Raw genomic sequence first — 24,694 nt, 5'->3', positions numbered from 1 at the left:
TTTAGTAATCGTCTGGATCTATTACATCTGCACCATCTAGCAGTTTGTCCACTTCAACACTGATAGTATTGCGAAGGTAGATAGCGCTATTTCTAGTAGTGATACTAGGGCTGAATCCGTCCGTGAGTGCAACTGATTGGTCAATGTTTGTATCTCTGTTATCCTCTGTCAAGCCTTGCTTGGCGTTCAAGTTAATAGCTAGGAACAAAGACTCGGCAGTATTGTTTGCTGATGCTGTCAAACCGACAGCAGCTAAATCAGACTTTTTGATAACAAGGTCAGTAGATGTTTGAGAAGCATTCGCACCGAAAACCTGAGCGAGTGTTGGCTCTGCCATAAAACTAGATTTTTTGTGAAGTGGATAAATCCGTTGTATGGCTGATTTAAAAAATCGTAAATCTTCCWSTTTTATGTAAAACAAGAGTATTTGCTGATGGCGTGTAAAGCTTGCCGTGAATACGATAGAGGCGAATTCAGTTGATAGTTGAAAAATGAAATGTTCCAGTTTTACCCTTGCTAATGGTTAAACCGGAACAGGCATCTAAGAGAAATAGGTCGATGAAAAACGATAGAGAAGGACAAGCGGCTATTCTCACCAATGCGGATTACTCGAAAATCCGCAGCAAGATTATAAGCCGCAAGTACAAGTTACTTTTTGATTTAGCTTGGTATACTGGCGAACGCTGGGGAGCGATTGTCAAGCTACGAGTTGCTGACGTTTATACCCAGGATGGTACACCAAGGGAGTATATCAATTTCCGGGCTAGAACCCGCAAGGCTAAACCAAAAACTCCAGATAAAGCTAAATCCACCCAAAAACCTAAAGCCAAACGGTCAAATCGACAAGTGCCAGTGCATCCGGTTTTGGCAGAGCTATTGTCTTCATACAAGCCAGACCCAGGTGTGGAGTGGTTATTCCCCTGCCGGACGGGTGACAAGCCGATCACCTTGCGATGGGCTGATGATATTTTACGGTCTGCGGTTGATAAGGCTGGATTGTCAGGTAAAGGCGTTTCAACGCACTCCACCCGCCGAACTTTCATTACTAACCTGGCAAAGAATGGTATCAACTTGGCGATGATTAAAAAAATTACTGGGCACGCTGACTTGAAGGTACTTTCGGCTTACATCGAGGTCAGTGAAGATGATATGAAAAACGCCATCGCCACTTTATGACAATCCGCCCAACGCCGAATAACCTTAGGACAGTAATCACTAACGCGATCGCCAAAAACCAACTTGGGCGATCGCGTTTTTCATGTCATCAGTCATTAGGCATTGGGCATTGGGCATGGGGAAATGGGGAATGGGGAATAAAAATCAGTGACTCTTCAAATTCAGTAGAGAGCAGACCTTTACCCCAATCAATTTGAAATTGGGGTTCGATTGTTGGAAATACCGCTATAACTTGGCCTTCCATACGATGTAAGCGCTTGTGTTTGACTCGCATAATCATTTCCCTGTCTCCCCATCTCCCCCTACTCCCCGCTGCGCGAGTTTTGGCAACCCGTAAAACAACTATATAACAACACTTTCAAGCATTTTCTGGTTCATTTTGGCAACCCGTGAAAGGCATTTACGATACTTGCGAGTAGTACTGTTGCGAGTTATAATGTCAGGCTTTTGCTAGCTGATGGGGCCAGTAGGGTTTTGCTAGTCGCTTTTTGCGATCGCCAGATTTGAGCCAGACGCCATCGGCTCTAATGTCTGTGATGGTGGCGCCCCGCTGCGCGAGTTTTGGCAACCCGTAAAACAACTATATAACAACACTTTCAAGCATTTTCTGGTTCATTTTGGCAACCCGTGAAAGGCATTTACGATACTTGCGAGTAGTACTGTTGCGAGTTATAATGTCAGGCTTTTGCTAGCTGATGGGGCCAGTAGGGTTTTGCTAGTCGCTTTTTGCGATCGCCAGATTTGAGCCAGACGCCATCGGCTCTAATGTCTGTGATGATGGCGAAAGTCTCCGCGTGCTTGCCCTCTAAGATTACTACCTCGTCTCCCACCTCAAGGTTGTGGCGGGGAGACTGTTCGCAGGGTTGTAAGTCTGTAAAGGGTAGTCCAACCGTCCCTCGCCCTGGAACCTGACAGCTGACCTCTGAAAGCCTATCAAAGATTAGGAAAGCTGTTACTTCTCGCTTGAATGACAAGCTCCAATAGACACCTTTCTCTTGAAGCAGTGGCAGTAGGGGTAATTCTGATTTTGTTGCTGAGGGGGAGGGTGATGAACAATTATCATCAACGACAATCACCCCATCAGCACCCCCATCAGCACCCCCATCAGCACCCCTAGAATTGTTGTGTGGCATTGCTTCTAGCTTTTGCTGATTGCAGGACGGCGAAAATTTCTCACTATTTTTTTCTAAATCAACTTTTTTTGAAGGTGTTTTTTCTGTACCTAGATAATCACCAAACTCTGAATCGGCTTCTGTACATAAGTTTTCAGGGTGCTGGTGGGGGGTGCTGGTTGGGGTGCTGGGGGGTGCTGGAGGGGTGCTGGTGTATTCTGCAATACTTTCATGCTGAGGAGGGGAAGGTGGGACGATTGTCACTGGCTCTAAAACTAAGAAGTACTTAGTGGCATACCCCTCTCTCCGCTCGTAAGAAATCAGCCCATCAGCAGCCAGCCCTGATAAACTGTTGCGAGTATGACTGTCTGAGTACCCGATGGTGTGAGCCAATTCCTTAGCCGTAAACCTGGTGTTCCGGTTTTTGCTGAAGAAGTCTAAGAGTGCATCTTTGGCTGACTGTTCCGAGACGTTTGTTCCCTGGTCTGGTTCTTCCCCCAGGAAGGTGAAGCTGACATCTTCAGGATTGAAGTGCATCCGGTATTTTTTCCCCGAAGACCTGGAGCGTGATTTGTTGATTTCTAAAAGGCGATCGTAAGGTGTAGCGGTTTGGCTGTTGTCTTTGGTCAGCGTCCAAACTTCGCTGACTGCGTTTCTAATGGCAGTAGTGCCGCGCACTCCCCCTTCCCGGTTAGTGTGGTGAATTATTAAAAATGTGGTTTTGTGCTGGGTAGCCAACCCGGTCATCTGCAAAATGGGCCGGGCGTACTCCATTTGCGACTCTTGGTAAATAGAGTACCTGTTAGCAGTAGATAGCGAGTCAATTACTACAAAGTCGGGCTGAAATTCCTGTAAGTCCTGAATGAGCGCTGGCATGTTTTCGGCGCTCCACCCAAAACGGGTTCTAACGTATCTGCCGATGTCATTTTCAGAATATCCAAGGGATTCTAGGGCTTGCATCATATCACCTGGACTTTCATCACCTTGGTAATAAAGGATTTTCCGTTTTTCACCTGTGGCGATAAACTTACCAAACTGAGTACCCTGAATCATGACTTTAGCTATTCCATAAGTGAATTTGGTTTTACCAACTCCACCATCTGCGGCTAACAAAATGGTGGTGCTTTTTGGTACTAATCCATTAACCAGCCACTCACGAACGGTTGAACCGGCTAATTCTTTCACTTCTTCATAAGTGAGTAATTTGGTACACTGAGCGGTCAGACTTTTAAGATAAAAACTCTCCAAGAAATTGGCTGTAACTGAATGCTCTTTAGCTAATTCATGAAGTTTGAGAAATCTAAGTGATGGTTCAACTACTCTTGTGTAAATGTGCGTTACTTTCTCTAGTAGTTGGTCATGTTTCCATCGGTGATATTCTTCTTTTGTTGGTGCTACTGGTGTATCGGTTACTGCTTGGATTCTATTAGAAACCATCGTGAGTATGTCTACTAGATCTTGGTCTTCGTCATACCCTAATTTGATGATTCTGTAACCTTCTTTGATTAGTTCTCTGAGCTTAGATTTTTTGATTACTAACTCTGCTAAGCTGTCGATATTAGCGGCGGTAATAGTTCTGTCAAAGAGTGTAGCGAGTTTATTCCTACCGCCAACTCTTTCCAATAAACCATGCTCTAATAGCCAACTAGCAACATGTATTATCTCTGTGGGTTGACCTTTTTTACATAGTTTTAGACACGCTTGATAAATGTCTCTGTGTGCGCCAATGTAAAAATGTTCTGGTCTTAATCTGTCTTTAACTCGATAGATTGCGCCAGGGTCTAATAAGATACTACCTAACACTGCTTCTTCGGCTTCAATATTTTGTGGTAGAAGCTTATTTTCGATAGGTTTGAAGTCTAACTCTTCGGTGTATGAATAGGGGATTGCTATCATTTTTCTACCCCCTGTTCGCTTGTTTTTGTGTTAAAATAAGCGCTAGTGAAGGCACTAGAATTTATCTGAATATCTGGAATATTCTTGGCTTTACTGTTATTATTCATTTTGATTTTTGTTAACTAACAATTGATGAATCACTCACTTGATAACAGGTGAGTGTTTTTTTGTCCCAAGAGAATCCATTCACTCACCTGTAATACCCCCTAGCTAACCGATTGTGTTTTCGGTGGCCCCAGGTCGTCGGGCAGGTCGTCAAGGACAACGCCCAAAGCTCGACACAAGGCTTTCATTTGCGGAATCGTCAATTCTGGTTCATATTCACCTCTCTCCCATCCACTAATTACCTGTCGTGTCAAAGTTTTGCTTCTAGTCTTGTCGGGTATCCGGCTTGCTAACTGTGCTTGGGTCAAGTTAGCCGCCTCTCTCAGGCGCTGCAAAGGAGGCATATCTTCTGGATTCTCTGGTTTCTTCTTTCTTGCCATATTTTTCACCAAAAAGCAAGCGTGCTTGACATAAGCCAGAAAAAGCAAGTATGCTTGCTTTCATAGACAACAGAAGACTAGCCAGACGTTCTGGCTTTGGTAGGTCAATTATTTTGGCTAGCTTCTCTGTGTCTAAGTTTCCCACTCAGTAGTAAAGCTGCAATGCTAGTCGCCCTGTCGCGTGCTGGTATGCGGTAACTATCGGGTGTTCACTTGTACCTGATGCCCAATACCCCAAAACGAACAGAGATAGCAGCCTGTTGGCACTAAGCCGAGGAAAGACCTGCTGGGGTAATAACTGATGCTCAATATCTAATAACTGATGACTAACTCCCAAACAAACAGAGATAGCAGCCTGTAGCTAATGAAGCGGTGTAAAGACCTGCTGGGGAGTCAATGACCAGATTGAAAATGCCAACACAACATTATGTCTAAGAGAGCGAACATTATTCAGCAAAATAAACGCCGTAAAAAACGCGGATTAAAACCACGCCGCTCTGGCTGGTTTTTGTCAGTCATGCTCGTGCCTTCCTTGAAAAAATCAACCGAGCGCACAAGCAGTGCCTTTTCTCATGGCGACTTCAAACATTGAGGTGAATCATGACTGAGCAGCCCAAGATTCGGTGTATCCCCCACATTTCCCATTACGCAGACCCGACAGAATTCCATAAGATTCTCGGCGAACTAGACGAGAAAAAACCCAACTGCCCCCACAACGTGGATGCAGCTGAAACCCTAGCCAAGCCCCCAGAGAGACGTGGCTGGCAGCAAGTCTACGCTGACGCCGTGGAGCAATGGGACGAATAGACAAAGGCGATCGCTCCTGGGAGGGTGCGATCGCCAAAAAGCAATAGTTTATGAATCGAAAATAAATCGAAAATAAGGAGATTTTACCCCAAAAATGTCGAAACCACTAGGTCACTACACTAGTTACACCCCAGGAGACGGCTCTTACTTAGAATCGCTTCAAGAACACTACGGCAGCATGTTCGAGAAAATCAGTCGGAGAGAACTTTTTCTGATTTCTGGACTTGCATCGCATCTGTGCGTTCTTGAACCTGGCGAAACCCGCGACGAAATTTACAAACTCAGCGTGCAATTGCAAATACAACTCGAAGAATCCGACCAGAAAGGGCTTCTCGAAGCGCTGATAGCCCAAGTTCGCTGGGGTCAAAACCATGAGGAAGAGGCTAATGACACAACAAGTGTACACAACTCCTGAAGCCGCAGAGCTTACAGGAATCAAAGAAGCCACAATTCGCAGTTGGTTACGCCGTCATCCTGAAGTATTCCAGATGGATGTGCATCTTGTTATGGATGAACACGGACAAAAATTGTGGACAGAAGCAGGTATTGAGATTTTGCGATCGCGCCGAACTGCATCGAAAAATGCAGCGGGCAATGATGCAGAATCCGATGCACCAGACGATGCAGTTAACTTACTTGAATCGCTGCTAGAGACTGATGCACAAGTGCTTGCACTGGAATACTGGCGACAACTTCCCGGTCGTGTCTTGCGGCGAATCAAGCAAATGAAGGAGCAGCCAACACCAGAGGAGCGCGAAATTGTTGCAACTTCCATCCGCGCAGCGCTCAACGTGGGTACATCTCATTTGTTGCTGCCCACTTATCAGCCAATGCTGCTGGAAGGGGGAGAGGATGAACAGGACTAAGCCGCAGCAGGGAAGCAAGGTTGTACCGTTCACCGGCGAATTGTACCAAGCACCATCGCCAACAGACCAGCAAAGCAACACACCTGCTTTGCTGGTAATTCTCGCCTGTGCAGCAGCAGCTGGGTTAAGTATCGGCGCAATGCTCACTTATCAAAGCACCAGCCAAACCGAATTGCGCCAACTCAAAGCTGACCAACAGCAGCTGCAACAAGTCAAAGAAAAAGCTTGTAACTAGAGGTTAACAATTATGGGAATGTTAAGCCGGATAACTGGACAAGGCAACAACAAATCCAGCAACAGCAGCAGCCTAGCCACTGGCGGGCACGCAATCAACAAAGACGTGGTTTTAAACCCGACTGCACCGGATGTCATTAACCCAATGCAGTCGGGTAACTGGTCAACAGTTCGCAGCACACCCATCAACCACGATCCGCGCTACTTCACAAAAGAAGAAGCCGACGCACTCAAAACTGTTGCTACATCTAAGCAACAGGGTGCAAGGCACTCCAAACGTGCTTACAAATCTCTCAAGAAAATCGAGAACGCGGACGCTCAAGTTCATGCCGCACACCGGGGATACGTTAGGGGTGTGGCTGATAGCGAACTCGTCAAAAAACGGTCTGATGCAGCTACAGCGCGTCATCTCCATGCAATGCGTCCTGAGTACGCAAAACTGGGTATGGGGTTAGACCGCGCCGAAAACAATGCCCAGCAACGCATTGATGAATTACGCGCCAAAGTGAAGGCTCAATACTAGGGGAAATATGGGACAAGTTAAACAAATCAAAGGACTATTGGGAGACTTCATAGAACATCTCAAGGAGCATGATTCAGGTGAAACACCCGGAATCAACGATCTACGTCAAGCACCGCAAGAAGTTCGTCAAAAGGTGTATGAAAGTTTCGTGGACATGATGGACGCAATTTACGAAACAATACACGGTCAACAAGAGAAAGAATAATGGCTAGGACGATGCACTTTACAGCTTATTTCCTGCTGGGGTGTATCGCCTCCAGTTCTTTATCGTGGCTGGGGTCGATTCACGCCGCACTGTTTCGGGTGATGTGGTTCATTTATGGGCTAGTGGCAATTGGATTAATCTTGGCGCTGCTGCTTGATGATGCCTTTCGCCCAAAGCTGAAGCTGAGCGAAACCGACTATTACGCATTATTAATTGCTGTGAGTGCAGCGGTAGTCCTGGGGGGTGTGGTGCGATGGTTAGTCAATGGATGAAAGTAAATTGCTTGCTATCCTCAGCTGTGACAAGCTGGCTTGTCGCCCTCGCCCCAGTGCCCCCACTAGCCAAAACAGTCGCCTACGGATTGAGCATAGCCGCTGCATATCGACTCGTTGAAGAATCCAGAAATTTGATTTTTGATGATGCCAGACAGTCAGCATTTATGGCTATGAACCAAGAATTGGAGCAGCTAGAAATCGCACTGCACACATCCAATCAAGAGCAAAAACTCTATCGCGCCTATAGTGCAGTAGATGATGACGCGACTTACCCGCCTGAAGTTGAACAGGAATTGAAAACCAGTCTAGAACACTTATATAAAGAGCCAAGCGCTGACCATCCTGGGGAAACTTCAACTTCACCTTCAACTTCAATCACCAAGGGCTTCTATCTGGCTGTGAAGTCACTGCTTGAAGTTAAGGGTGAAACCTACGTCATTGAAAAGGTATTGCGATTGGGCGGCGGGCAATGGGCAAAGGGTAAAGAGCAGTTGCAACAGATATTAGAAGAGGGGGAAAGCAATGGCTGGTAAGAAAAAGCTTTTTACTATTGTTAATAGTGCAGCAGAATCAGAAGATCCTCTTTTGAAGAGCTACACCGGATTAGTGAACTTTCCCAAGTCTGCTGCCGATCGTGATGCTCATAATACGTGGCAAAAAATCGATCGCAGAGGCTGGGCTGATGAATATGAATCAGCTATGGCAACTGGGCAACACTATGTAGACTCAGTTGAATAAGCATAATCAAAGGCGATCGCGTCAAAGAGGCAACGCGATCGCCTTCCATCTCATTTAGGAGATAGATGTGACCAATATTCCTGAGCCTGTATGGATAAAAGAGCTAAACAAATTTGTGTTGAGAGAATACCCAAAGCTACCTAATTTTCTAAATTGTTCAATCGCATATTTTGACGAAGAAGACTCTGAAGAGTTTTGTTTTTCGTTTGGCAGTTGGGGCATGGACAGAGAAGAAATTACAGAAGAAATGTGTTTGTTATGCTGTCAAGCATTGCTAGACGCAGACGCTAATGTTTCTTTTTGCTCGTTTAAATCCGATCTTGAATACGCTCAAAATTACTTTTATGAGCTTGAGGATGAGTCTGAAGAATAATAAAAAAGGTGTGTTAAATGTTTGGTTTTGACGGTGAAGTTAAAGGTTTTCAATCTGTTATTGAGAGAATTGCACACAATTCTCTCAACATAAAACTTGACCATAAAGAAATTAGAGCATACGCCCGATGTATGTTGAAAATTCTACCCGAATTAGACATTAATCCCAGGTTTAAACCTGAAATCCAAACTTCACTTGCAGCGATTTCTGCCAGTGGACTGCCTCATTATGACCGTTCTTTTTTGGCTTCAAGAATATTGGAACTATTGAAGGATGATGCTTTTTTGAAGTCATCAAATAATGATGAATCCAATATTTTCTCGGCTGATGATTTCTAGCCGCCTGATGAGCCGGACTGACTCGCCGGCGAAACGCGATCCAAGTGCGATCGCGTCGCGGTCTGAGTCCAAATCAGACGTACAACACATACACACAGCAGCTTAGGGCTTTTCTATTGAAGCAAGCTTTACGGCTTTTTCTGTTTCGCAAGCTCGGCTACTGTGACTGTGCTGTTCCCTCCCTATGTCGCCGCAGTTCGCGCTGCGGCATTGCCTTGAGAGTGAATTAGGCTGATTGGGCCTTCGGGTGATTCGCAGGCATGACATCAGGGACATAACGACTGAACCACCCAGGAGGAACTGAATGATTAAAATTTTGGGACTTGATGTGAGCAAGTCCTCAGTTTCGGCTTGCCTGCTAACACAAAAGCCCGAACAGCCACGTCAATTTTATTATGAATGTCCGTTTTATCGCTTTAGTGCCAATGCCGAAGGAATAAAAGCCTTATTGGGGCTAGACGCGGACATTGCAATGATTGAGCCAACAGGCAACAATTACAGTAAACTCTGGGGCACTCACTTAGCCCGTGCCGGAGTAGAAGTGCGTCTGATTGGGCACAAAGAACTAAAAAATTACCGRGMCARTCATCTAGSMCTACCAGACAAAGATGACGACGCTGACGCCCTAGCACTCGCCTGCTACTACTTYGACTACCATACTGAACCACGGCGATTTGTCCAAATTCGTGACCAGACAATAGTCAAAATTCGAGAATTAGTACTCAGGCTTGCTCACCTCAACCGYGTACAGTCACCAATCATCAACCGTGCCCGYCAGGATTTAGCTTGGCAGTTCCCAGAAGTGGCACATGTGCGCTCACTTCGGGGTGAATCTGGTGAAGTGCCTTTATTATGGGGTTGGCTAGCTGGTGAAAGGAAGTCTACACGCTACGATCGTCTTTACGCTCAAACGGCTGGCTTGGGGATTACRGAAACGGTTCGCCAACATGCAAAGCGTATCTGTAATCTCCAACGCGAAGAACACGCCATAGAGGGAGAGTTGCGAGAACTGCTTGGCGATTCCCGGTTTGAACCTTACCGTCAGGTTTTTAAAAAGTTTGGTTTTGGCGATCGCCTTTCTTCGGTGCTGATATCCCAGATTTTCCCCATTGAGGGATTCCTGGATGCTTCGGGTAGACCAGAGGTAAGAATCCGCCAGGGGCGAAATTCTAAAAAGCCCACTAAGCGGCATCTCTCACTACGGCGATTTCAGAAAGCCTTGGGCGCTGCCCCGTCGTTGGTGGCGTCAGGTGATAGTAAGAAGACTAAAGTAGTTGGCGGTTCTGATCTGTGCAGAAAAGCCCTGTGGCAGTGGGTTTACACTCGGATTGAGCCAAAGCGATCGCGCCTCAAAAACGATATTGGTCAGCAATTGGGGAGTCAACTGGATGCTGAAAAAGCGTCTGGTCGTCCGGCGAAGTTGATTAGAAACCGAATTGCAGCCAAAGCAGCAAGGTTGTTGTTTAGGGAGTTAGTTAAAGGTTTGGTGTGACAAAAACGGAGTTATCTCTACCAGCGGGGGAAGTTGTGGAAATCTTTTTTGTTGGGACAAAGCCCTGGACAGCGCGACTCACTAATTACCCCGTGATGGTAAGCATTAATGCCTTGCACGACTACGCTGCACTGAGAACTTCTTATTGCGCCTTAGTTGATAGTGGGGCGTTTACGCTTGTTAGCTCTCGTGGAGGCTACCCAGTGGGAAGCTTGCCAAGATACGCAAGTAAAACCTTACGAATCAACAACCAACGTATTTTAGGCTTCGTAACCCAAGACTATATGTGTGAAAGCTTTGTTTTGGCTAAAACTGGGTATACCCTTCTAGAACATCAGCGTTTTACCATTTACCGATACAAGGCTCTGACACGAATCATCAAAAAAGCTTTCTACCTTATGCCAGTACTTCAAGGCTATCAGCCTGATGAATACGTCGAGCATGTAAGGATGTACGGTGAAATCTTGCCGCCAAACGCTTGGGTAGGCGTTGGGAGTATATGCAAGCGCAATGAACAGCCAGAACTTGTGTACCCGGTACTTGCTGCCATTAAGTTAGAACGTCCAGATTTAAAACTTCACGGATTCGGGCTGAAGAAAACAGCTTTGCAAAATTCTTGCATTCGCAATTTGCTTTTTAGTTCAGATTCATTCGCCTGGAGTTACGATGCGAGGCGAGATGGACTCAATACCGATTCATCCTATTTTGCAGACAAGTATGCAGAAGAAATTTACTGTTTAATTCGGGGAAGGTTTTCCACAGCTTCCCCCGCTGCTACAAATTGCTAGAGTGAACGCACAGATATTAGACCTCTTGCAATCAATTGCTTTTTGGACTCTTGTGGTCAAAGGGAAAATACCAAACCTTTTCCCTACTTCTGCAAGAAGTCTATTGAGGAATAGAAAATAGGTTTGGATAACCTATGCTTTAACTGCGATAGGATATCGAGTCCTATTCTTATAGAGACGTTGGAATTCTAACGTCTCTACATCTGGATTCATACTGCAATCTCCCCACTGGAGTCAGCCTTTTATGCTTATTTACTTTGCTGTGATTTTTGAAGCCTATTCAAATTCTGAATTCTGAGTTCTGAATTCTGAATTCTGAATTCTCAATTGGTTCTTACTTCAAGCGCCCAGACCCAAAGAGCCTGAGCGCTTGAATATTAGGTTGCAGACAAACTTCTGCGGAGTGGGAGAATTACGCGGTCATCATGTGCATAGATCTGCAAGTTTCTGCACATTTGCGGCAAGCAGCAGCACATTCCATCATTTTAGCGTCATCGCTCATCATTTCACAGGCCATAGCGCAGCGATCGCACATTTCTGCACACAGCATACAAGTGCGTTCCATGAACTCAGAACCGCCCATCATCATGTTCATACACATCATGCACATTTCAGCGCAATCACGCATCATGCCCATCATGCTCATCATGCTTTTATCCATGTGCATACCACTTTTGCTCATGCAGTGAGTCATGGTTTCCATGCACATTTTCTGACAGTTCATACAAGCGTCCATACAAGCTTGCATTTCTGAAGTCATGGTTTCCGTCATCATCATCATCATAGGAAATACCTCTTGATTTTTTGATGCATTAACAACGTCCTTCTCAGGACTACTTATAACATTAGTCGTAACTTTTTTATGAGTCAATGGGTTTTTTCTTGACAATTTATAAGCCTACTATCCCGATATAATTACCGGTAATTGAAATGAATTCTCCAGATATTTAGTGTTGTTTTTTCAATAATTCATAGATACTAAGGCTTACATACTCCCACTTGAAACTAGGGTTTCATCTAGCAAATCAACTTTGCCTGGGGATCAAAAGTTGGAGTGGATTTGAAGAGAAAATAATGTAATTTTATTTAACAAATAACTAAAAAAATGTTTATTAACTGACAGCTACATTGCAACTGGCATCAGGTAGAGATAATCGTAGGGGCGCATAGCCATACATTGGTGTCAACTTAACGTAAAACCCTTGTATAAGCCGGATTTTGAATTTACTAACTTACCATCATGCTTGGCGTTACCCCACCCCGACTTTGCTGGCGTAAAACCTTCCATCCCCGAACTTCGGGGACGATTGAGGGGCGGAGTAAAACGTTTGTGAGATAAGGATTTGAGCTTAAGTGGACACCAATAATAGCCATAGTCCTCTACTTGGAATGGGCTATCTACTCAATTATTGCGCCTTATCTCTACATCCAGTCTGCGCTACTTACTGCCTAATTTAAAGAAAGAGCATTTTCTAAATCAGCTTGTAAATCTTGCTGATGTTCAATTCCCACTGAAAGACGGACTAAATTATCCTTTATTCCTCGCTGAAGTCGTTCTGCTTCTGGTATTGAACCGTGGGTCATTTTGCTGGGATAACAAAGCAGCGACTCAACTCCTCCCAAGCTTTCAGCCAGCAAAAATAACTTGAGTCGGGAAGCAAATCTTTCAACCTCAGCAAAACCGCCTTTTAATTCCAAACTAATCATCCCCCCAAAGCCAGACATTTGCTGTTTTGCTAGTTGATGTTGTTCGTGAGTAGGTAATCCTGGATAATAAATTCGCTCAACTTTAGGATGCTTTTCTAGAAATTTTGCTAAGAATAAAGCATTTTTTTCATGTTCTCGCATTCTGACAGCTAAAGTTTTTATTCCTCGCAGTACTAACCAACTATCAAAAGGACTAGGAATAGCTCCGATGGCATTTTGATAAAACTTCAGTTCTCTGTATAATTGCTCGTTGGATGTGATAATTGCGCCACCAATAATATCACTGTGCCCTCCTAAATATTTGGTGGTACTATGAACTACAATATCAGCACCTAAATCTAACGGTCTTTGAAAATAAGGGCTAGCAAAGGTATTATCAACTACTAAAATCAGATTGTGTTTGCGGGCAATATTCGCTAAAGCTGCAATATCAATAATTTTTAACAAAGGATTAGTAGGAGTTTCAATCCAAATTAACTTAGTATTTGGCAAAATTGCAGATTCAAAATCAGCGATATTATCAATATCTACATAAGTAGTTGTCACACCCCAGTTTTTAACAACCTTTTCTAACAAACGATAAGTACCACCATATAAATCATCGCCAGCAACAATATGGTCGCCATTTTTAAGCAGACTTAATACAGTGGTGGTTGCAGCTAATCCAGAGGCAAATGCTAAACCAAATTTACCATTTTCCAGAGCAGCTAAAGCTTCTTCTAAAGCAGTGCGCGTAGGGTTTCCTGTGCGTGAATACTCATATCCTTTATGTTGACCTATAGCTTCTTGTTCGTAGGTGGAAGTCAAATAAATAGGGACAATTACTGCACCTGTTTGGGGGTCTGATTGTTGACCCTCATGAATTGCTTTGGTTTCAAATTCCATGATTTTACCTTTATAAAAAGAGAATTCAGAATTCAGGAGTCAGAATTCAGGAGGAATAACTCACTGTAATATTTGAGAAAATATAGGAGGTGGTCTAAAATTCCACCTAATTATTTCTGCTAAATTCTCAATTCTGGATTCTGAGTTCTGATTCATGATTCCTGAGTTTGACTAATCCAATATCTAATTAAATCTGCTCTGGTAATTAATCCAACGGGAACATCACCCTGCTTAATAATAATCCCTGTGGTTCCAGATAAAAGTAGCCGATAAGCTTCAGAAATATCAACTTCTTCATCAAGAATTGGCAGTGGTTTACCCATGACTGCGGAAACTTCTTGATTGGAAAAGTTAATACCATCGTGAAGGAATTTCATTAAAGAAGCTTCGTTGACACTTCCTACTACATGATTATTATCAATTACTGGTAGTTGAGAAATATTTAATTTTTGTAGATAGTTTGTCGCTTGGCTCAAGGTGTCGCGGGGACTAACAGCAATTAACGAAGGAAAATCTGTTTTTTGAGCCAGAATTTCTCCAACTTTAGTACTTCTGACTGCTGTACCTTCCCAAAATCCATTTTCCTGCATCCAGGCATCTGAGTAAATTTTATTAATATAATTTCTTCCCGTATCTGGTAATAGCACTACAATATACTTTGGTTCTGTTAATCTTGTTGCGTATTTCAATGCTGCGGCTACTGCTGTACCACAGGAACCTCCTACTAATAAGCCTTCTTCCCGTGCTAAACGACGAGCCATATTAAATGATTCTTTATCGCTGACTCGAACCATTTCATCTACTATTTGTCGATTAAAAGTTTTGGGAATAAAATCTTCACCAATACCTTCAACTTTATAAGATTTTGGCGTGTCACCGGAAAGAATTGAACCTTCTGGGTCTGCACCAACAATTACAATATTTGGATTTTGTTCTTTGAGATATTTGGCAACTCCAGAAATTGTACCACCTGTTCCCATCCCAGCAACAAACACATCGATTTTCCCATTACTATCTGACCAAATTTCTGGCCCAGTAGTTAAGTAATGTGCTAGAGGATTATTTGGGTTTTCAAATTGATTTGGTCTATAAGCTTTGGGTATTTCTTTGGCAAGTCTTTCTGCTACACCGTTATAACTTTCTGGCGAGTCAGGGGGTACAGATGTGGGAGTCACAACAACTTCTGCACCATAAGCTTTGAGTAAATTGATTTTATCCTGACTCATCTTATCAGGCATAACGAATATGCAGCGATATTTTTTCACTGCTGCAATTAAAGCTAGTCCTACGCCAGTATTGCCTGCGGTGGCTTCAATAATAGTACCGCCTGGTTGGAGTTGACCTGTTTTTTCTGCGGCTTCAATCATGGTTAAGGCAATTCTATCTTTGGTACTACCGCCAGGATTGAGATATTCTACTTTGGCATAAATATTTGAGTGAATACCTTCAGTAATCTTGTTTAATTTGACTAATGGAGTTCTACCAATTGCTTGTAAAATGTTTTCGTAAGTAGTCATAATACAAAATATAACTTTTAAAAAAATTAAATATTGGTGTATTTGGTGTTGTTAGGAGTTTATAAAAACAAAATTTTCTAAACTCAAATATGATTGCTTATGGTGATTATTTAGCTTTTAAACTAAGTTTTTACAGGTGTTGAATATTCAATAAATTTAGATATTAAATCCAACATCAAGATAAGATGAAAAAACTTTGTTAGGGTGTTGATTGTAGAGTTGTTTGGAGTTTGAGCAATCTATCGCCTGCTGCTTGCAATGTTTCAGGTCTTTTGCTAAAACAGAATCTAATTAATGAATGTCCTTTTTCAGGTTGGTTAAAAAAGCTGGAACCAGGAACTACAGCAACACCAATATCTTTAATTAAATGGTAAGTGAATTCAACGTCGGTTTTGTAGCCGAATTTGGAAATATCTGCAAGAACATAATAGGCTCCTTTGGGAAGGAAGTAGGGAATACCAACTCGATCTAGAATTTGTAAAATGTTGTCTCGTTTCTGTTGATAGAGTTTGGCTAGTTCTTCATAATAAGATTGTGGTAGCTGCATAGCAGCAACTCCAGCTCGTTGCAATGGTGCGGGGGCACCTACTGTTAGAAAATCATGGACTTTACGAATGGCTGCTGTCAATTCTGAGTTTGCCAAAATATAACCGACTCGCCAACCGGTGACGCTGTAGGTTTTGGATAAGCCGTTAATGGTAACTGTGCGTTCTTCCATTCCGGGAAGGGTTGCTAAGGCGATATGTTGAGCGCCATCGTAGAGAATGTGTTCATAGATTTCGTCAGTAAAGGCCAGTACATCCCACTTTTGACAAAGTTCAGCAATTAGGGTGAGTTCTTCACGAGTGAAGACTTTACCGGTGGGGTTGTGGGGTGTATTAACAATAATGGCTTTGGTATTGGCGTTGAAAGCTTGACGCAACTGTGTTTCATCAAATGTCCAATGTGGAGGATGCAGGGTCACATAGCGGGGTGTAGCGCCAGCTAGAATTGCATCAGGCCCGTAGTTTTCATAATAAGGCTCAAATACAATTACTTCGTCACCAGGATCGACTGTAGCCAGCATCACAGCGGCCATTGCTTCTGTGGAACCACAAGTAACAGTGATTTGAGTTTCAGGATTGATATCTAAGCCAAGATACCAGTGGACTTTTTTAGCGATCGCTTCCCGAAATGGGCGATCGCCCCAAGTGATAGCATATTGATTAACATCCGCCTCTATTGCTTCATAAGCTGCCTGCTTCAACTCCTGAGGACAAGCAAAATCAGGAAATCCCTGGGCTAAATTCACCGCACCATATTGCAGTGCTACCCTTGTCATTTCTCTAATCACCGACTCTGTAAACTGGTTTGCCTTCCCTGAAATTTTTTGGCGCTGCATCTTAAATACTATTTTGGATTTTGGATTTTGGATTTTGGATTGTGAAAGACTTAGTAGATGGGCTTTTTGACTATCCATCTGTGTTGATTATTTTTCATGTTGGCATCATTTACTCCTTTACCTCTGTTATTTTGCACTGTGGTTACACAGGAAGTTCTGTAAATCCATAATATCGATAGATTTATAGTAGTATACTCAAATTTCAGATGGAGAGGGAAGATTAGGGAGACAAGGGAGACAAGGGAGATGGGGCAGAGGGGCAGAGGGGCAGGGGAGAATAATAACTCCCAAGTCAACAGTCAACAGTCATCAGTCAACACCCCCAACGCCCAATCCCCAATCACCAGTCGCCACTCCCCTATATACTGAGATTATTGAGATTAATAGTCAATTATCAAAGGTACTAATCCAGAATCATCATGAAATCTTTGCACCGTCCCGATCTCTATAGCTGGTCTACTTTCAACCCGGCAAGAAATATTGATTTCAATGGGATTGCCTGGATTCGACCAGATGGCAACATCTTGATTGACCCAGTAGCGTTATCAAATCATGATTGGAATCATTTGCAATCTCTCGGTGGTGTAGATTGGATTGTGTTGACAAATTCTGAACATGTCAGGGCAAGTAAAGAAATTGCCGACCAAACCTATGCTAAGATAGCCGGCCCCATAGCGGAAAAAGACGCTTTTCCCATACATTGCGATCGCTGGTTATCTGATGGTGAGGAATTTGTACCTGGACTGAAGGTGATTGAACTCCAAGGTTCTAAAACACCTGGCGAACTGGCTTTATTATTGGAGGAAACAACGTTGATTACAGGAGATTTAGTCAGGGCACGCAAGGCAGGTAGTTTGACAATATTACCGGATGACAAGTTACTGAATCGACAGCAGGCCATTGCTTCTGTGCGGAGGTTAGCAGAACTCTGCCAGGTAGAAGCGGTGTTGGTGGGGGATGGTTGGCCTGTGTTCCGCGATGGACGCGATCGCTTAAAGGAACTGGTAGGGACGCTATAAATGGATGCTAATTACACTGGGAAAATTAGTTTTGTAGATTTGTCTATCAAATGACAAACTTTTGATATGGGAATTCCATTTAATTTGTAAGCATTTAAAGTCATAGATTCCCGGCTTTTTCAACCAAAAGCCGGGAATTTTATCTTTTTATCAAGCAATACAGTTCAGTTAAGCTTTTTCTCCCCCTGCCCCCTACCTTACAGCAATTTTCAGGTAAATAGACCACGCAGTAGGGGCGCAAAGCCTTTCGCCCCTACAATGATTCGATTTGAAAATGTGTATTCCATTCAATTGAAAACCGCCATAACAAATAAATTCGTTAACTGAACAGTATTGTTCTACAGGATTCGTATTTGATTTTTGAAAAAAACTCAGTACACTTTGATTCCTTCTTGCCTGTTTACTGCCATAACAAAACAAGTATCTTTATAAAAACCTTTATGACTAAAGTAACGCTCAAATAATGACTTTTTGGCAATGTCTATTCTTAATTGAATGTTTTAAACTCATAGCCATACAGCACTCCTAATTTATAGGTTAAACAAGCAAAACTTTTTATAGCTAAAAAGATATTTTTTTCAAGGCTATTTAAAGAATAAATGTTTGCAAATTAATTAGGAATGTTGTAGAAAATTCAACAAATTAACTAATGAGAGATTTGAGGATGAAACGTATTCTAATTGGCATGTTACTAGCTCTACCATTGGCGGTTGCTTCTTTCCCATCACAGGCATCGGCAGCAAAAATTGTTGTCATACCTACTGTTCATAAACCTAAGGTTGCTCCACGCCCAGTTATTCGTCAAAAATTGATTCCTGGGCATTGGGAAAAAACACCACATGGTAGACGGTGGGTTCCTGCTCATTATGTGAGAATTAAATAAACACTAATCAGTTTTTTATAGGACTATAAAATGTATATCAATTGCAGATAAAATCTGATAATTGATATTTGTAAGGTGGGCATTATATAAAAAGGTAATGCCTACCCTATCTTGATAAGTAGAACGATGTGAAAAAAACAAACTATGTTAAGAAGAATTCAGAATTCAGAATTCAGAACTCAGAATTCAGAATTCAGAATGGGCTAAACGCCCCGCTACTGCTAACAGAAATCAGAATAAGCGACGCTCTAGTACTCGTTACCGTTGACGCTCCTACGTCCGCAATTTGGGTTAATACCAAGAGAACCCAGAGAGCAATTTATTTAAAATTTAGGTTTTATCATGCTACTAGCCTAGTGTATTATAGTTGTATTACATAATCAACTGAAGAGGTTCATCGGTGATGGCAGCCGTAGAACTGGAAAATTTATCCAAGACGTTTACTCTGAGTAGGGGTTGGGGACGCAACCGCACTCACAAAGAGATTGTGGCGGTAGATGGCATTAATCTAAGGGTTCCAAATGGTCAAGCGATCGCTTTCATTGGCCCTAATGGCGCGGGGAAGTCCACTACAATCAAGATGCTGACAGGCATACTACAACCTTCATCTGGAACAGCAAGGTTACTGGGATTAAATCCTTGGCGAAATCGACGCGAATTAGCTTACCAGATGGGGGTAGTGTTTGGACAGCGATCGCAATTATGGTATCACCTACCTCCCCGCGATACCTTGGAGTTACTAGCGCGAATCTATAATCTGAATCGGCAAGAATATATTCAACGTCGCGACCAACTAGTTGAGCGTTTTCACCTGGGCCCGTTTTGGAATACCCCAGTACGTAAGTTGTCTTTAGGTCAGCGGATGCGAGCAGAAGTAGCAGCCAGTTTACTCCATAAGCCTAAAGTATTATTCCTCGACGAACCTACAATTGGACTGGATGTAATTGCTCGTCAGGAATTACGCGACCTCATCCGCGAATGGAACCGCACTGAAGGGGTAACGGTATTTCTCACCAGCCACGATGCAGGCGACATTGAACAGGTAGCCCAGCGAGTAGTGGTAATTAATCACGGGCACGTGGTACTCGATGACAAAGTTTCTGCAATGCGCCGCCAATACCTTGGCTCAAAGATTCTCAGCGTCAAATTCCATACTTCCCCCGCCGAAATCAGCCTCCCAGGAGTGACACAACTCAAAGCTAGCGAATATAGTCTCAAGCTAGAAGTTAATACCCGCATCACACCAATTGAAACCGTGATGACTCGAATCCTCCAGGCTGGTTCGGTGGCTGATATTGCAATTGAAGACCCGCCACTGGAAGAGGTAATTGCACACATTTATGATCAGGCAGCTTCTTAACAATTGAAAATTGACACATTAAACACAGTTGGAGTTGGGGATTTAAACCGCAACTCAACTGATACTACCTGTATACATAGGGGTCTTAAACCCTTGATTTTAGGATAATTTAGTGAACAGTTTCAGCAAATATACTTGGATCGGCTTGACAGCAGCTCGCTCCAATCTAGCTTATTTTGGAGAAGTTGCTTCCAGAGGAATTTTCCTGTTTGTCGTTCTCTACATCTTCCTACAACTGTGGCGTATCACCTATGCTCAGACGGATGCTGAACAGTTGGGAGGTTTAACACTGGCTCAAATGCTTTGGTATTTAGGTATCACTGAGTCTATCGTCCTCTCCAGTCCCCAGGTGGCTTTGGAGGTAGACGAGGATGTAAGGACGGGAGCGCTGGCAGTACAACTAATCCGCCCTCTATCCTATCCTTTATATCGTCTGTGGACTACTTTGGGAGAGCGGACAGTGCGCTTTGGGTTGAATGTAGCGATCGCTTCCCTAGTAGCATTATTGTTTGTTGGCACAATTCCTTTAACTTTCCGAGGAATTTTATTATTCGTAGCGGTGCTACCACTGGCATTTGTACTAGATTTTTTGGCAACCTTCTTAGTGGGCTTAGGAGCTTTCTGGCTGGAAAACACCACCGGATTAATGCTCATTTACTCCCGATTGACCATGATTTTGGGCGGGATGCTGATTCCCTTGGAACTGCTACCAGAAAACTGGCAGCCAATACTACAGGCTTTACCCTTTGCCAGCATTTTATATGGCCCAGCACGTTTATTCGTGCATCCCGACTTGAGTTTTGCTGGTGAATTGTTAATGCGGCAGGCAGTTGCCATAGTTGTGCTGACTGTGTTGGTGGCGCTTGTGTACCGCACAGCAGTGAAACGTATCCACGCGCATGGAGGTTAAAATGTTCTGGCGTTTAATTTCCTACCTAAAATTAGCTGGCGCTTATATTTGGCTCAATCTGAACGCTCACCTAGAATATCGCGGCGCATTCCTCACACAAGTGGTGGCAATGGTAATTAATAACTTAGTGTGGGTGACATTTTGGGGGCTGTTTTTTACACGCTTTCCAGTGCTACGAGGCTGGACAGTGCAAGATGTAGTTACTCTCTGGGCGATGGCAGCAACAGGGTTTGGTTTGGCTCATACTGTCTTTGGTAATGCTTTACAACTAACAAGTCTGATTGTGCAGGGACAGTTGGATGTATGGATGTTGTACCCGCGTGCCCTTTTACCACACTTACTGCTGGGACGAATGAATGCTACATCTTGGGGAGATTTGCTGTTTGGGTATGGGGTTTATTTGTTTTTTGTCAAGCCTGATGCAGTGCATTTAGCGTTGTTTACTGGGTTGACAGTTTCAGTAGCGACATTATTCGTGGGCTTTAATGTTTTGATAGGTAGCCTCAGCTTTTATCTGGGCAATTCCGAAGGATTAACACAGCAGTGGCGAAATGCCATGCTTACCTTCAGTACTTATCCAGCAACTTTGTTTGAGGGAACAGTGAAGCTACTGCTGTATACACTGCTTCCGGCTGGATTTGTGAATTATTTACCAATTGAGGCATTGCGATCGCTATCTTGGATTCATGCTTTATTAGCAGTAGCTGGATCGATTGCAGTGCTGTTAGTTGGTATCGGTGTGTTTTACCAAGGATTGCGTCGCTACTCCTCAGGAAATTTGATGCAAATGCGAGGTTGAGTTTGGATATTGGCGCTTTTTGGTACTTTACAACCGTTTTCATGTATTTAAACCACAATCCTTTGTAGGGGGGCACAGCTGTGCGCCCCTACCCTATAGTTTAATTACCTGAAAATTGCTGTAAGGTTAAGGCGCTTTACTAGAAGAATCATTACTCAATCAAAAATAAGCTTCTTCTATTGCTTTTTGCGCTGCGGGTTGTATTGTCAACTGATATTTCTCAAAACTTTCCTTAATTATAGGACTTACGCAAAAACCCTCTGAGAATCTTATTTCTTTGTGCCCTTTGCGTCCTTTGCGGTAGCCTGCGGCAAGCCGCTCCGCGTCTACGTTTTTTCATGATTTTGCGTAAGTCCTGTCCTTAATCAGTTTGCCCGATCGCTAGTCTTTTTTTTCAAACCTTGCCAGCTTTCTCGCAGTCTGATCAAATTAGGCGTATGACCACCATAACGCCAGCTGACATAGGCTTGACAAATTTCATCTATGACCTCAGCAGTTGTTGGGGGATGATGTTGGTATGAGACTTTGGCATATTCTAAAGGTGTTTGTGCTGGATGCTTACCCAAACCTTTTTGCGCTGTCCATTGCAACATTTGTTGATAAAGGCTTTCCATCGCTGGCAATTTCTTTAACCATCGACGATTGCGCCATTCGCGCCACTGTCCCCAAGCCAGCCAACCGAAGAATGCGATGGTAGTACCCAAGATTAAGCCAGTTAATACACCGAACCAACCTTGAGTAAATAAAGCCAAAAACCAAGCGATCGCTCTACCGATCCAGTTAAATATTGTGCCAAATACATTATTCAATAAACCAGTCACCGGAGAAGGCAACCATCCAGCAACCCACTGCCAAAATTGCCGCAATACGCTAAAAGTTTCAGTATCCTCTATTGACGGGGGTATTAATGGATGATTGGGAATTGGATCGAAGGCAAACCAACCATATTTCGGGAAATATACTTCTGTCATCGCGTAGGCGTCTGTATTACGGACAACATACATCCCGGTGAATGGATTAAACTCTCCTGGACTAAATCCCGCCACCAATCGCGCCGGGATGCCAATGGAACGTAGCATCACTGTGAGAACTGTGGAAAAGTGGTCTGGATAGCCTCCTTTATACTTGAATAAAAAAGCTTCTACTAAGTCTTCTTTTTCATCTAAATAAGGGAATTCTAAGGGATTTTGCGGAATAGAGTAGTATTGCTTCAAGTATTGAGCTAAGTAAAGAGCCTTTTCATAAGCTGAATCCAGACTTTTAGAAGACTTTGCTACGCGGTTTTGATTGTAGTTAGCGAGGATTTCTTCGGTACGTTGGCGGACTTTTTCGGCAATTTCCGGCGGTATTTGGAGATAATGGTTTTTAATATGTTGGGTATATTTAGTAGAAGTTTCACCTAAGACAGTCCGATCGCGGTGTGGTACTTCGGAAACTACTGTATAAGTTACGCCTTCTGATAACTCTACAGGCGATCGCAACCCATTTTCTTTATCAACTGCGATCATTGGTGTGGGAAAGTAAATTTCCTTGGCATTGGCCATTGCGGGAATTAAATTCGGCAAATCCGACACCACGGTGTAAGTTTGTACTACTTCTTGAGTTTTACCAGAAATCAAAGGTGCGGGAAGAAAAATTTGGTAAGACCAAGGCGGCCGCCTAATGGTGGTAACATCATCCTTACGAGAAAGTTGCCATCCCTTACCTGTATAACGGTCAAATGCCAATACTCGCCAAAAACCTTCAGCTTGCGATCGCACCCGCATCACAACCTTGGGTTTCATCTCCCCCCGCAGATTTTGGTTAATTTCGCTATTGAAACCGTAGTAAAAATTATTATCTACTTTTCCTGGTTCGCCAGTTTTGCCCTGTCCTGTACCGTTACCTCTATCATTACCGTTACCTTGGCGGACATAACCGGGATTGATAATACTACGTCCTGTAAAATTGCCCTTAATTTCAATAGGAGAACTTACAGGAAAGGTTCTTAATTGGTAACCAGGTAACCTGGGTAAAACAGCAAAAATTGCCAGTCCCAAACCGACAATTACAAAAAAATTAACAATTAAAAATTTAAAATTTAAAGTTGAGAATTTATCCTTTGGGGTCTTTTGTTTTTGTCTTTTTAGTGGTTGCAGACCCAAGCGGGAGCGATAATCTAGAACTAGGGTTGGCAAAGCGATGGCTAAAAACAACAGCAACACAGGTGCAAATGCTAAAGTCTGACTCAGCGTTGCCGCCACACCTAATAAAATTAATCCGATAACAATGGAATAACCCAAATTTTTGCGGCGGGGTGTATCAAAGCTATGCAACACCTGGAGTTGAATTAATAACTCTGCCAAACCCAACCGCGTATCATTCAACTCTGTCACTAACCGTCCAAAGAAAGCACCCAGCGCTATTAACATACCAATAGCGATGCAGAACTTCACTGCGATGTTAGTATCGCGGCGACGATAGTAACTCCAAACTGCACCCACTACACTTAGGGGTAATGCCCAAAGACTGAATGAAGTCTCAGCAGCGATATCCGTTGCCACAATTCCCAAAATCACCAACGCTAGCACCAGCACCCGCAAGGAAATTGAATTTTCCACTTCTGTCGAAGGCAAACCCTGTATATTTTGCCGCCTGAAATTATGTGTAGAGAGACGCCAAAACCGATTCATCCTGGATAAGTTAAACATTTCGAGTCTCAGGTGTAGATCCGACGGAAACAATGGTTAAGACGGAACCAACCGCCCTACTATCAAGTATTCCCGTTGGGGGAAGTTTTCTTATCCTGTTTTTAAGCGTCTATAAGTGGAAAAGTGATGTCTTGGTAAATATAGAGACCTGGCTCAATCAGCACAACGCACAGAATTAACACCAATTTTCCAAAATTCAGTAACATTTGAAATCTAGCTCTGCTAATGCATGAAT

Annotated in this window: 30 protein-coding genes; 20 read left to right on the top strand and 10 right to left on the bottom strand. The window is 43.3% G+C overall.

Features of this window, described 5'->3' with window-relative positions; genetic code table 11:
* Position 1: 1 nt before the first annotated feature.
* Positions 2 to 337, bottom strand: a complete 336-nt coding sequence (locus tag VF06_RS19365; RefSeq protein ID WP_099070714.1) for a hypothetical protein — start codon at positions 335 to 337, stop codon at positions 2 to 4.
* Positions 338 to 558: 221 nt separating this feature from the next.
* Between VF06_RS19365 and VF06_RS19360 the strand changes: the two genes are divergently transcribed.
* Entirely contained in the window at positions 559 to 1,176 is a 618-nt protein-coding gene (locus VF06_RS19360) for a tyrosine-type recombinase/integrase (RefSeq protein WP_099070713.1), read from the top strand.
* A gap of 88 nt (positions 1,177 to 1,264) precedes the next feature.
* Here the strand turns inward: VF06_RS19360 and VF06_RS41005 are convergent, their stop codons facing one another.
* The 3 genes from VF06_RS41005 to VF06_RS19345 form a co-directional block, all read right to left on the bottom strand.
* Positions 1,265 to 1,450, bottom strand: coding sequence for a hypothetical protein (locus VF06_RS41005; RefSeq protein WP_099073284.1), 186 nt, complete (start codon positions 1,448 to 1,450; stop codon positions 1,265 to 1,267).
* Positions 1,451 to 1,853: 403 nt separating this feature from the next.
* Complete coding sequence (locus tag VF06_RS19350; protein ID WP_099070628.1) at positions 1,854 to 4,184, bottom strand: DnaB-like helicase N-terminal domain-containing protein; 2,331 nt, start codon at positions 4,182 to 4,184, stop codon at positions 1,854 to 1,856.
* Between the two features lie 206 nt (positions 4,185 to 4,390).
* Positions 4,391 to 4,669 (bottom strand): helix-turn-helix transcriptional regulator, encoded by a 279-nt coding sequence (locus VF06_RS19345; protein WP_099070629.1) that lies wholly within the window; start codon positions 4,667 to 4,669, stop codon positions 4,391 to 4,393.
* Between the two features lie 427 nt (positions 4,670 to 5,096).
* Between VF06_RS19345 and VF06_RS41000 the strand changes: the two genes are divergently transcribed.
* The 14 genes from VF06_RS41000 (at position 5,097) to VF06_RS19280 (ending at position 11,308) form a co-directional block, all read left to right on the top strand.
* Positions 5,097 to 5,261 (top strand): hypothetical protein, encoded by a 165-nt coding sequence (locus tag VF06_RS41000; RefSeq protein ID WP_180267509.1) that lies wholly within the window; start codon positions 5,097 to 5,099, stop codon positions 5,259 to 5,261.
* A gap of 8 nt (positions 5,262 to 5,269) precedes the next feature.
* Complete coding sequence (locus VF06_RS19340; protein WP_099070630.1) at positions 5,270 to 5,476, top strand: hypothetical protein; 207 nt, start codon at positions 5,270 to 5,272, stop codon at positions 5,474 to 5,476.
* Positions 5,477 to 5,570: 94 nt separating this feature from the next.
* Complete coding sequence (locus VF06_RS19335; RefSeq protein ID WP_099084279.1) at positions 5,571 to 5,891, top strand: hypothetical protein; 321 nt, start codon at positions 5,571 to 5,573, stop codon at positions 5,889 to 5,891.
* Positions 5,863 to 6,342, top strand: a complete 480-nt coding sequence (locus VF06_RS19330; protein WP_099070632.1) for a MerR family transcriptional regulator — start codon at positions 5,863 to 5,865, stop codon at positions 6,340 to 6,342. Before VF06_RS19335 ends, VF06_RS19330 begins: the two co-directional genes overlap by 29 nt.
* The gene (locus VF06_RS19325) at positions 6,329 to 6,577 is read left to right on the top strand and encodes a hypothetical protein (RefSeq protein WP_099070633.1); all 249 of its coding nucleotides are present in this window, start codon (positions 6,329 to 6,331) and stop codon (positions 6,575 to 6,577) included. Before VF06_RS19330 ends, VF06_RS19325 begins: the two co-directional genes overlap by 14 nt.
* Positions 6,578 to 6,589: 12 nt before the next feature.
* Positions 6,590 to 7,099 (top strand): hypothetical protein, encoded by a 510-nt coding sequence (locus VF06_RS19320; RefSeq protein ID WP_099070634.1) that lies wholly within the window; start codon positions 6,590 to 6,592, stop codon positions 7,097 to 7,099.
* A gap of 7 nt (positions 7,100 to 7,106) precedes the next feature.
* Positions 7,107 to 7,304, top strand: coding sequence for a hypothetical protein (locus VF06_RS19315; RefSeq protein WP_099070635.1), 198 nt, complete (start codon positions 7,107 to 7,109; stop codon positions 7,302 to 7,304).
* Positions 7,304 to 7,576, top strand: a complete 273-nt coding sequence (locus tag VF06_RS19310) for a hypothetical protein (protein WP_099070636.1) — start codon at positions 7,304 to 7,306, stop codon at positions 7,574 to 7,576. Before VF06_RS19315 ends, VF06_RS19310 begins: the two co-directional genes overlap by 1 nt.
* A complete protein-coding gene (locus tag VF06_RS19305; protein WP_099070637.1) occupies positions 7,558 to 8,112 on the top strand; it encodes a hypothetical protein in 555 nt (184 codons plus the stop codon). The genes VF06_RS19310 and VF06_RS19305 overlap by 19 nt, the downstream gene beginning before the upstream one ends.
* Positions 8,102 to 8,317: a hypothetical protein gene (locus VF06_RS19300; protein WP_099070638.1), complete on the top strand. Its 216-nt coding sequence runs from the start codon at positions 8,102 to 8,104 to the stop codon at positions 8,315 to 8,317. Before VF06_RS19305 ends, VF06_RS19300 begins: the two co-directional genes overlap by 11 nt.
* Before the next feature lie 67 nt (positions 8,318 to 8,384).
* Positions 8,385 to 8,690, top strand: a complete 306-nt coding sequence (locus VF06_RS19295) for a hypothetical protein (protein ID WP_099070639.1) — start codon at positions 8,385 to 8,387, stop codon at positions 8,688 to 8,690.
* Positions 8,691 to 8,990: 300 nt separating this feature from the next.
* Positions 8,991 to 9,134 carry a hypothetical protein gene (locus VF06_RS42110; RefSeq protein ID WP_180267523.1) on the top strand — a complete coding sequence of 48 codons (144 nt, stop codon included), beginning with the start codon at positions 8,991 to 8,993 and terminating at the stop codon, positions 9,132 to 9,134.
* Between the two features lie 198 nt (positions 9,135 to 9,332).
* Positions 9,333 to 10,520, top strand: coding sequence for an IS110 family transposase (locus tag VF06_RS19285; RefSeq protein WP_099073479.1), 1,188 nt, complete (start codon positions 9,333 to 9,335; stop codon positions 10,518 to 10,520).
* Positions 10,517 to 11,308 (top strand): deazapurine DNA modification protein DpdA family protein, encoded by a 792-nt coding sequence (locus VF06_RS19280; RefSeq protein ID WP_099070642.1) that lies wholly within the window; start codon positions 10,517 to 10,519, stop codon positions 11,306 to 11,308. Before VF06_RS19285 ends, VF06_RS19280 begins: the two co-directional genes overlap by 4 nt.
* 412 nt (positions 11,309 to 11,720) lie before the next feature.
* On the opposite strand, the gene VF06_RS19275 is transcribed toward VF06_RS19280, so the two are convergent.
* The 5 genes from VF06_RS19275 to VF06_RS19260 form a co-directional block, all read right to left on the bottom strand.
* Positions 11,721 to 12,092, bottom strand: coding sequence for a four-helix bundle copper-binding protein (locus VF06_RS19275; protein ID WP_099070657.1), 372 nt, complete (start codon positions 12,090 to 12,092; stop codon positions 11,721 to 11,723).
* Between the two features lie 443 nt (positions 12,093 to 12,535).
* Positions 12,536 to 12,682: a hypothetical protein gene (locus VF06_RS40995; RefSeq protein WP_180267524.1), complete on the bottom strand. Its 147-nt coding sequence runs from the start codon at positions 12,680 to 12,682 to the stop codon at positions 12,536 to 12,538.
* Between the two features lie 75 nt (positions 12,683 to 12,757).
* On the bottom strand, positions 12,758 to 13,900 hold the full coding sequence (locus VF06_RS19270; protein ID WP_099070643.1) for a cystathionine gamma-synthase: 1,143 nt from the start codon (positions 13,898 to 13,900) through the stop codon (positions 12,758 to 12,760).
* 152 nt (positions 13,901 to 14,052) lie between these two features.
* Entirely contained in the window at positions 14,053 to 15,417 is a 1,365-nt protein-coding gene (locus VF06_RS19265; protein ID WP_099070644.1) for a cystathionine beta-synthase, read from the bottom strand.
* 199 nt (positions 15,418 to 15,616) lie between these two features.
* The gene (locus tag VF06_RS19260; protein ID WP_099070658.1) at positions 15,617 to 16,798 is read right to left on the bottom strand and encodes a pyridoxal phosphate-dependent aminotransferase; all 1,182 of its coding nucleotides are present in this window, start codon (positions 16,796 to 16,798) and stop codon (positions 15,617 to 15,619) included.
* A gap of 419 nt (positions 16,799 to 17,217) precedes the next feature.
* On the opposite strand from VF06_RS19260, the gene VF06_RS19255 reads away from it, so the two are divergent.
* The 5 genes from VF06_RS19255 (at position 17,218) to VF06_RS19235 (ending at position 21,769) form a co-directional block, all read left to right on the top strand.
* Positions 17,218 to 17,817: an MBL fold metallo-hydrolase gene (locus tag VF06_RS19255; RefSeq protein ID WP_099070645.1), complete on the top strand. Its 600-nt coding sequence runs from the start codon at positions 17,218 to 17,220 to the stop codon at positions 17,815 to 17,817.
* 664 nt (positions 17,818 to 18,481) lie between these two features.
* Entirely contained in the window at positions 18,482 to 18,700 is a 219-nt protein-coding gene (locus VF06_RS19250; protein WP_099070646.1) for a YXWGXW repeat-containing protein, read from the top strand.
* Positions 18,701 to 19,103: 403 nt separating this feature from the next.
* On the top strand, positions 19,104 to 20,060 hold the full coding sequence (locus tag VF06_RS19245) for an ABC transporter ATP-binding protein (protein ID WP_099070647.1): 957 nt from the start codon (positions 19,104 to 19,106) through the stop codon (positions 20,058 to 20,060).
* A 112-nt stretch (positions 20,061 to 20,172) separates the two neighbouring features.
* Positions 20,173 to 20,970 carry an ABC transporter permease gene (locus VF06_RS19240; RefSeq protein WP_218963844.1) on the top strand — a complete coding sequence of 266 codons (798 nt, stop codon included), beginning with the start codon at positions 20,173 to 20,175 and terminating at the stop codon, positions 20,968 to 20,970.
* 1 nt (position 20,971) lies between these two features.
* Positions 20,972 to 21,769 carry an ABC transporter permease gene (locus VF06_RS19235; protein WP_099070648.1) on the top strand — a complete coding sequence of 266 codons (798 nt, stop codon included), beginning with the start codon at positions 20,972 to 20,974 and terminating at the stop codon, positions 21,767 to 21,769.
* A gap of 365 nt (positions 21,770 to 22,134) precedes the next feature.
* On the opposite strand, the gene VF06_RS19230 is transcribed toward VF06_RS19235, so the two are convergent.
* Complete coding sequence (locus VF06_RS19230; RefSeq protein WP_180267525.1) at positions 22,135 to 24,459, bottom strand: transglutaminase TgpA family protein; 2,325 nt, start codon at positions 24,457 to 24,459, stop codon at positions 22,135 to 22,137.
* Positions 24,460 to 24,694: the final 235 nt, after the last annotated feature.

The sequence above is a fragment of the Nostoc linckia z4 genome, assembly GCF_002608075.1.
GTDB classification, from domain to species: domain Bacteria; phylum Cyanobacteriota; class Cyanobacteriia; order Cyanobacteriales; family Nostocaceae; genus Nostoc; species Nostoc linckia.
The sequence above is the reverse complement of the archived record's forward strand: the minus strand, read 5'-3'. Positions and strand labels throughout refer to the sequence as shown.

Coding starts and splice junctions, on each gene's coding strand:
- VF06_RS19365 (WP_099070714.1), bottom strand. CDS start 337: ATGGCAGAGCCAACACTCGCTCAGGTTTTCGGTGCGAATGCTTCTCAA.
- VF06_RS19360 (WP_099070713.1), top strand. CDS start 559: ATGAAAAACGATAGAGAAGGACAAGCGGCTATTCTCACCAATGCGGAT.
- VF06_RS41005 (WP_099073284.1), bottom strand. CDS start 1,450: ATGCGAGTCAAACACAAGCGCTTACATCGTATGGAAGGCCAAGTTATA.
- VF06_RS19350 (WP_099070628.1), bottom strand. CDS start 4,184: ATGATAGCAATCCCCTATTCATACACCGAAGAGTTAGACTTCAAACCT.
- VF06_RS19345 (WP_099070629.1), bottom strand. CDS start 4,669: ATGGCAAGAAAGAAGAAACCAGAGAATCCAGAAGATATGCCTCCTTTG.
- VF06_RS41000 (WP_180267509.1), top strand. CDS start 5,097: ATGTCTAAGAGAGCGAACATTATTCAGCAAAATAAACGCCGTAAAAAA.
- VF06_RS19340 (WP_099070630.1), top strand. CDS start 5,270: ATGACTGAGCAGCCCAAGATTCGGTGTATCCCCCACATTTCCCATTAC.
- VF06_RS19335 (WP_099084279.1), top strand. CDS start 5,571: ATGTCGAAACCACTAGGTCACTACACTAGTTACACCCCAGGAGACGGC.
- VF06_RS19330 (WP_099070632.1), top strand. CDS start 5,863: ATGACACAACAAGTGTACACAACTCCTGAAGCCGCAGAGCTTACAGGA.
- VF06_RS19325 (WP_099070633.1), top strand. CDS start 6,329: ATGAACAGGACTAAGCCGCAGCAGGGAAGCAAGGTTGTACCGTTCACC.
- VF06_RS19320 (WP_099070634.1), top strand. CDS start 6,590: ATGGGAATGTTAAGCCGGATAACTGGACAAGGCAACAACAAATCCAGC.
- VF06_RS19315 (WP_099070635.1), top strand. CDS start 7,107: ATGGGACAAGTTAAACAAATCAAAGGACTATTGGGAGACTTCATAGAA.
- VF06_RS19310 (WP_099070636.1), top strand. CDS start 7,304: ATGGCTAGGACGATGCACTTTACAGCTTATTTCCTGCTGGGGTGTATC.
- VF06_RS19305 (WP_099070637.1), top strand. CDS start 7,558: ATGGTTAGTCAATGGATGAAAGTAAATTGCTTGCTATCCTCAGCTGTG.
- VF06_RS19300 (WP_099070638.1), top strand. CDS start 8,102: ATGGCTGGTAAGAAAAAGCTTTTTACTATTGTTAATAGTGCAGCAGAA.
- VF06_RS42110 (WP_180267523.1), top strand. CDS start 8,991: ATGATGAATCCAATATTTTCTCGGCTGATGATTTCTAGCCGCCTGATG.
- VF06_RS19275 (WP_099070657.1), bottom strand. CDS start 12,092: ATGATGATGATGATGACGGAAACCATGACTTCAGAAATGCAAGCTTGT.
- VF06_RS40995 (WP_180267524.1), bottom strand. CDS start 12,682: ATGGCTATTATTGGTGTCCACTTAAGCTCAAATCCTTATCTCACAAAC.
- VF06_RS19270 (WP_099070643.1), bottom strand. CDS start 13,900: ATGGAATTTGAAACCAAAGCAATTCATGAGGGTCAACAATCAGACCCC.
- VF06_RS19265 (WP_099070644.1), bottom strand. CDS start 15,417: ATGACTACTTACGAAAACATTTTACAAGCAATTGGTAGAACTCCATTA.
- VF06_RS19260 (WP_099070658.1), bottom strand. CDS start 16,798: ATGCAGCGCCAAAAAATTTCAGGGAAGGCAAACCAGTTTACAGAGTCG.
- VF06_RS19255 (WP_099070645.1), top strand. CDS start 17,218: ATGAAATCTTTGCACCGTCCCGATCTCTATAGCTGGTCTACTTTCAAC.
- VF06_RS19250 (WP_099070646.1), top strand. CDS start 18,482: ATGAAACGTATTCTAATTGGCATGTTACTAGCTCTACCATTGGCGGTT.
- VF06_RS19245 (WP_099070647.1), top strand. CDS start 19,104: ATGGCAGCCGTAGAACTGGAAAATTTATCCAAGACGTTTACTCTGAGT.
- VF06_RS19235 (WP_099070648.1), top strand. CDS start 20,972: ATGTTCTGGCGTTTAATTTCCTACCTAAAATTAGCTGGCGCTTATATT.
- VF06_RS19230 (WP_180267525.1), bottom strand. CDS start 24,459: ATGTTTAACTTATCCAGGATGAATCGGTTTTGGCGTCTCTCTACACAT.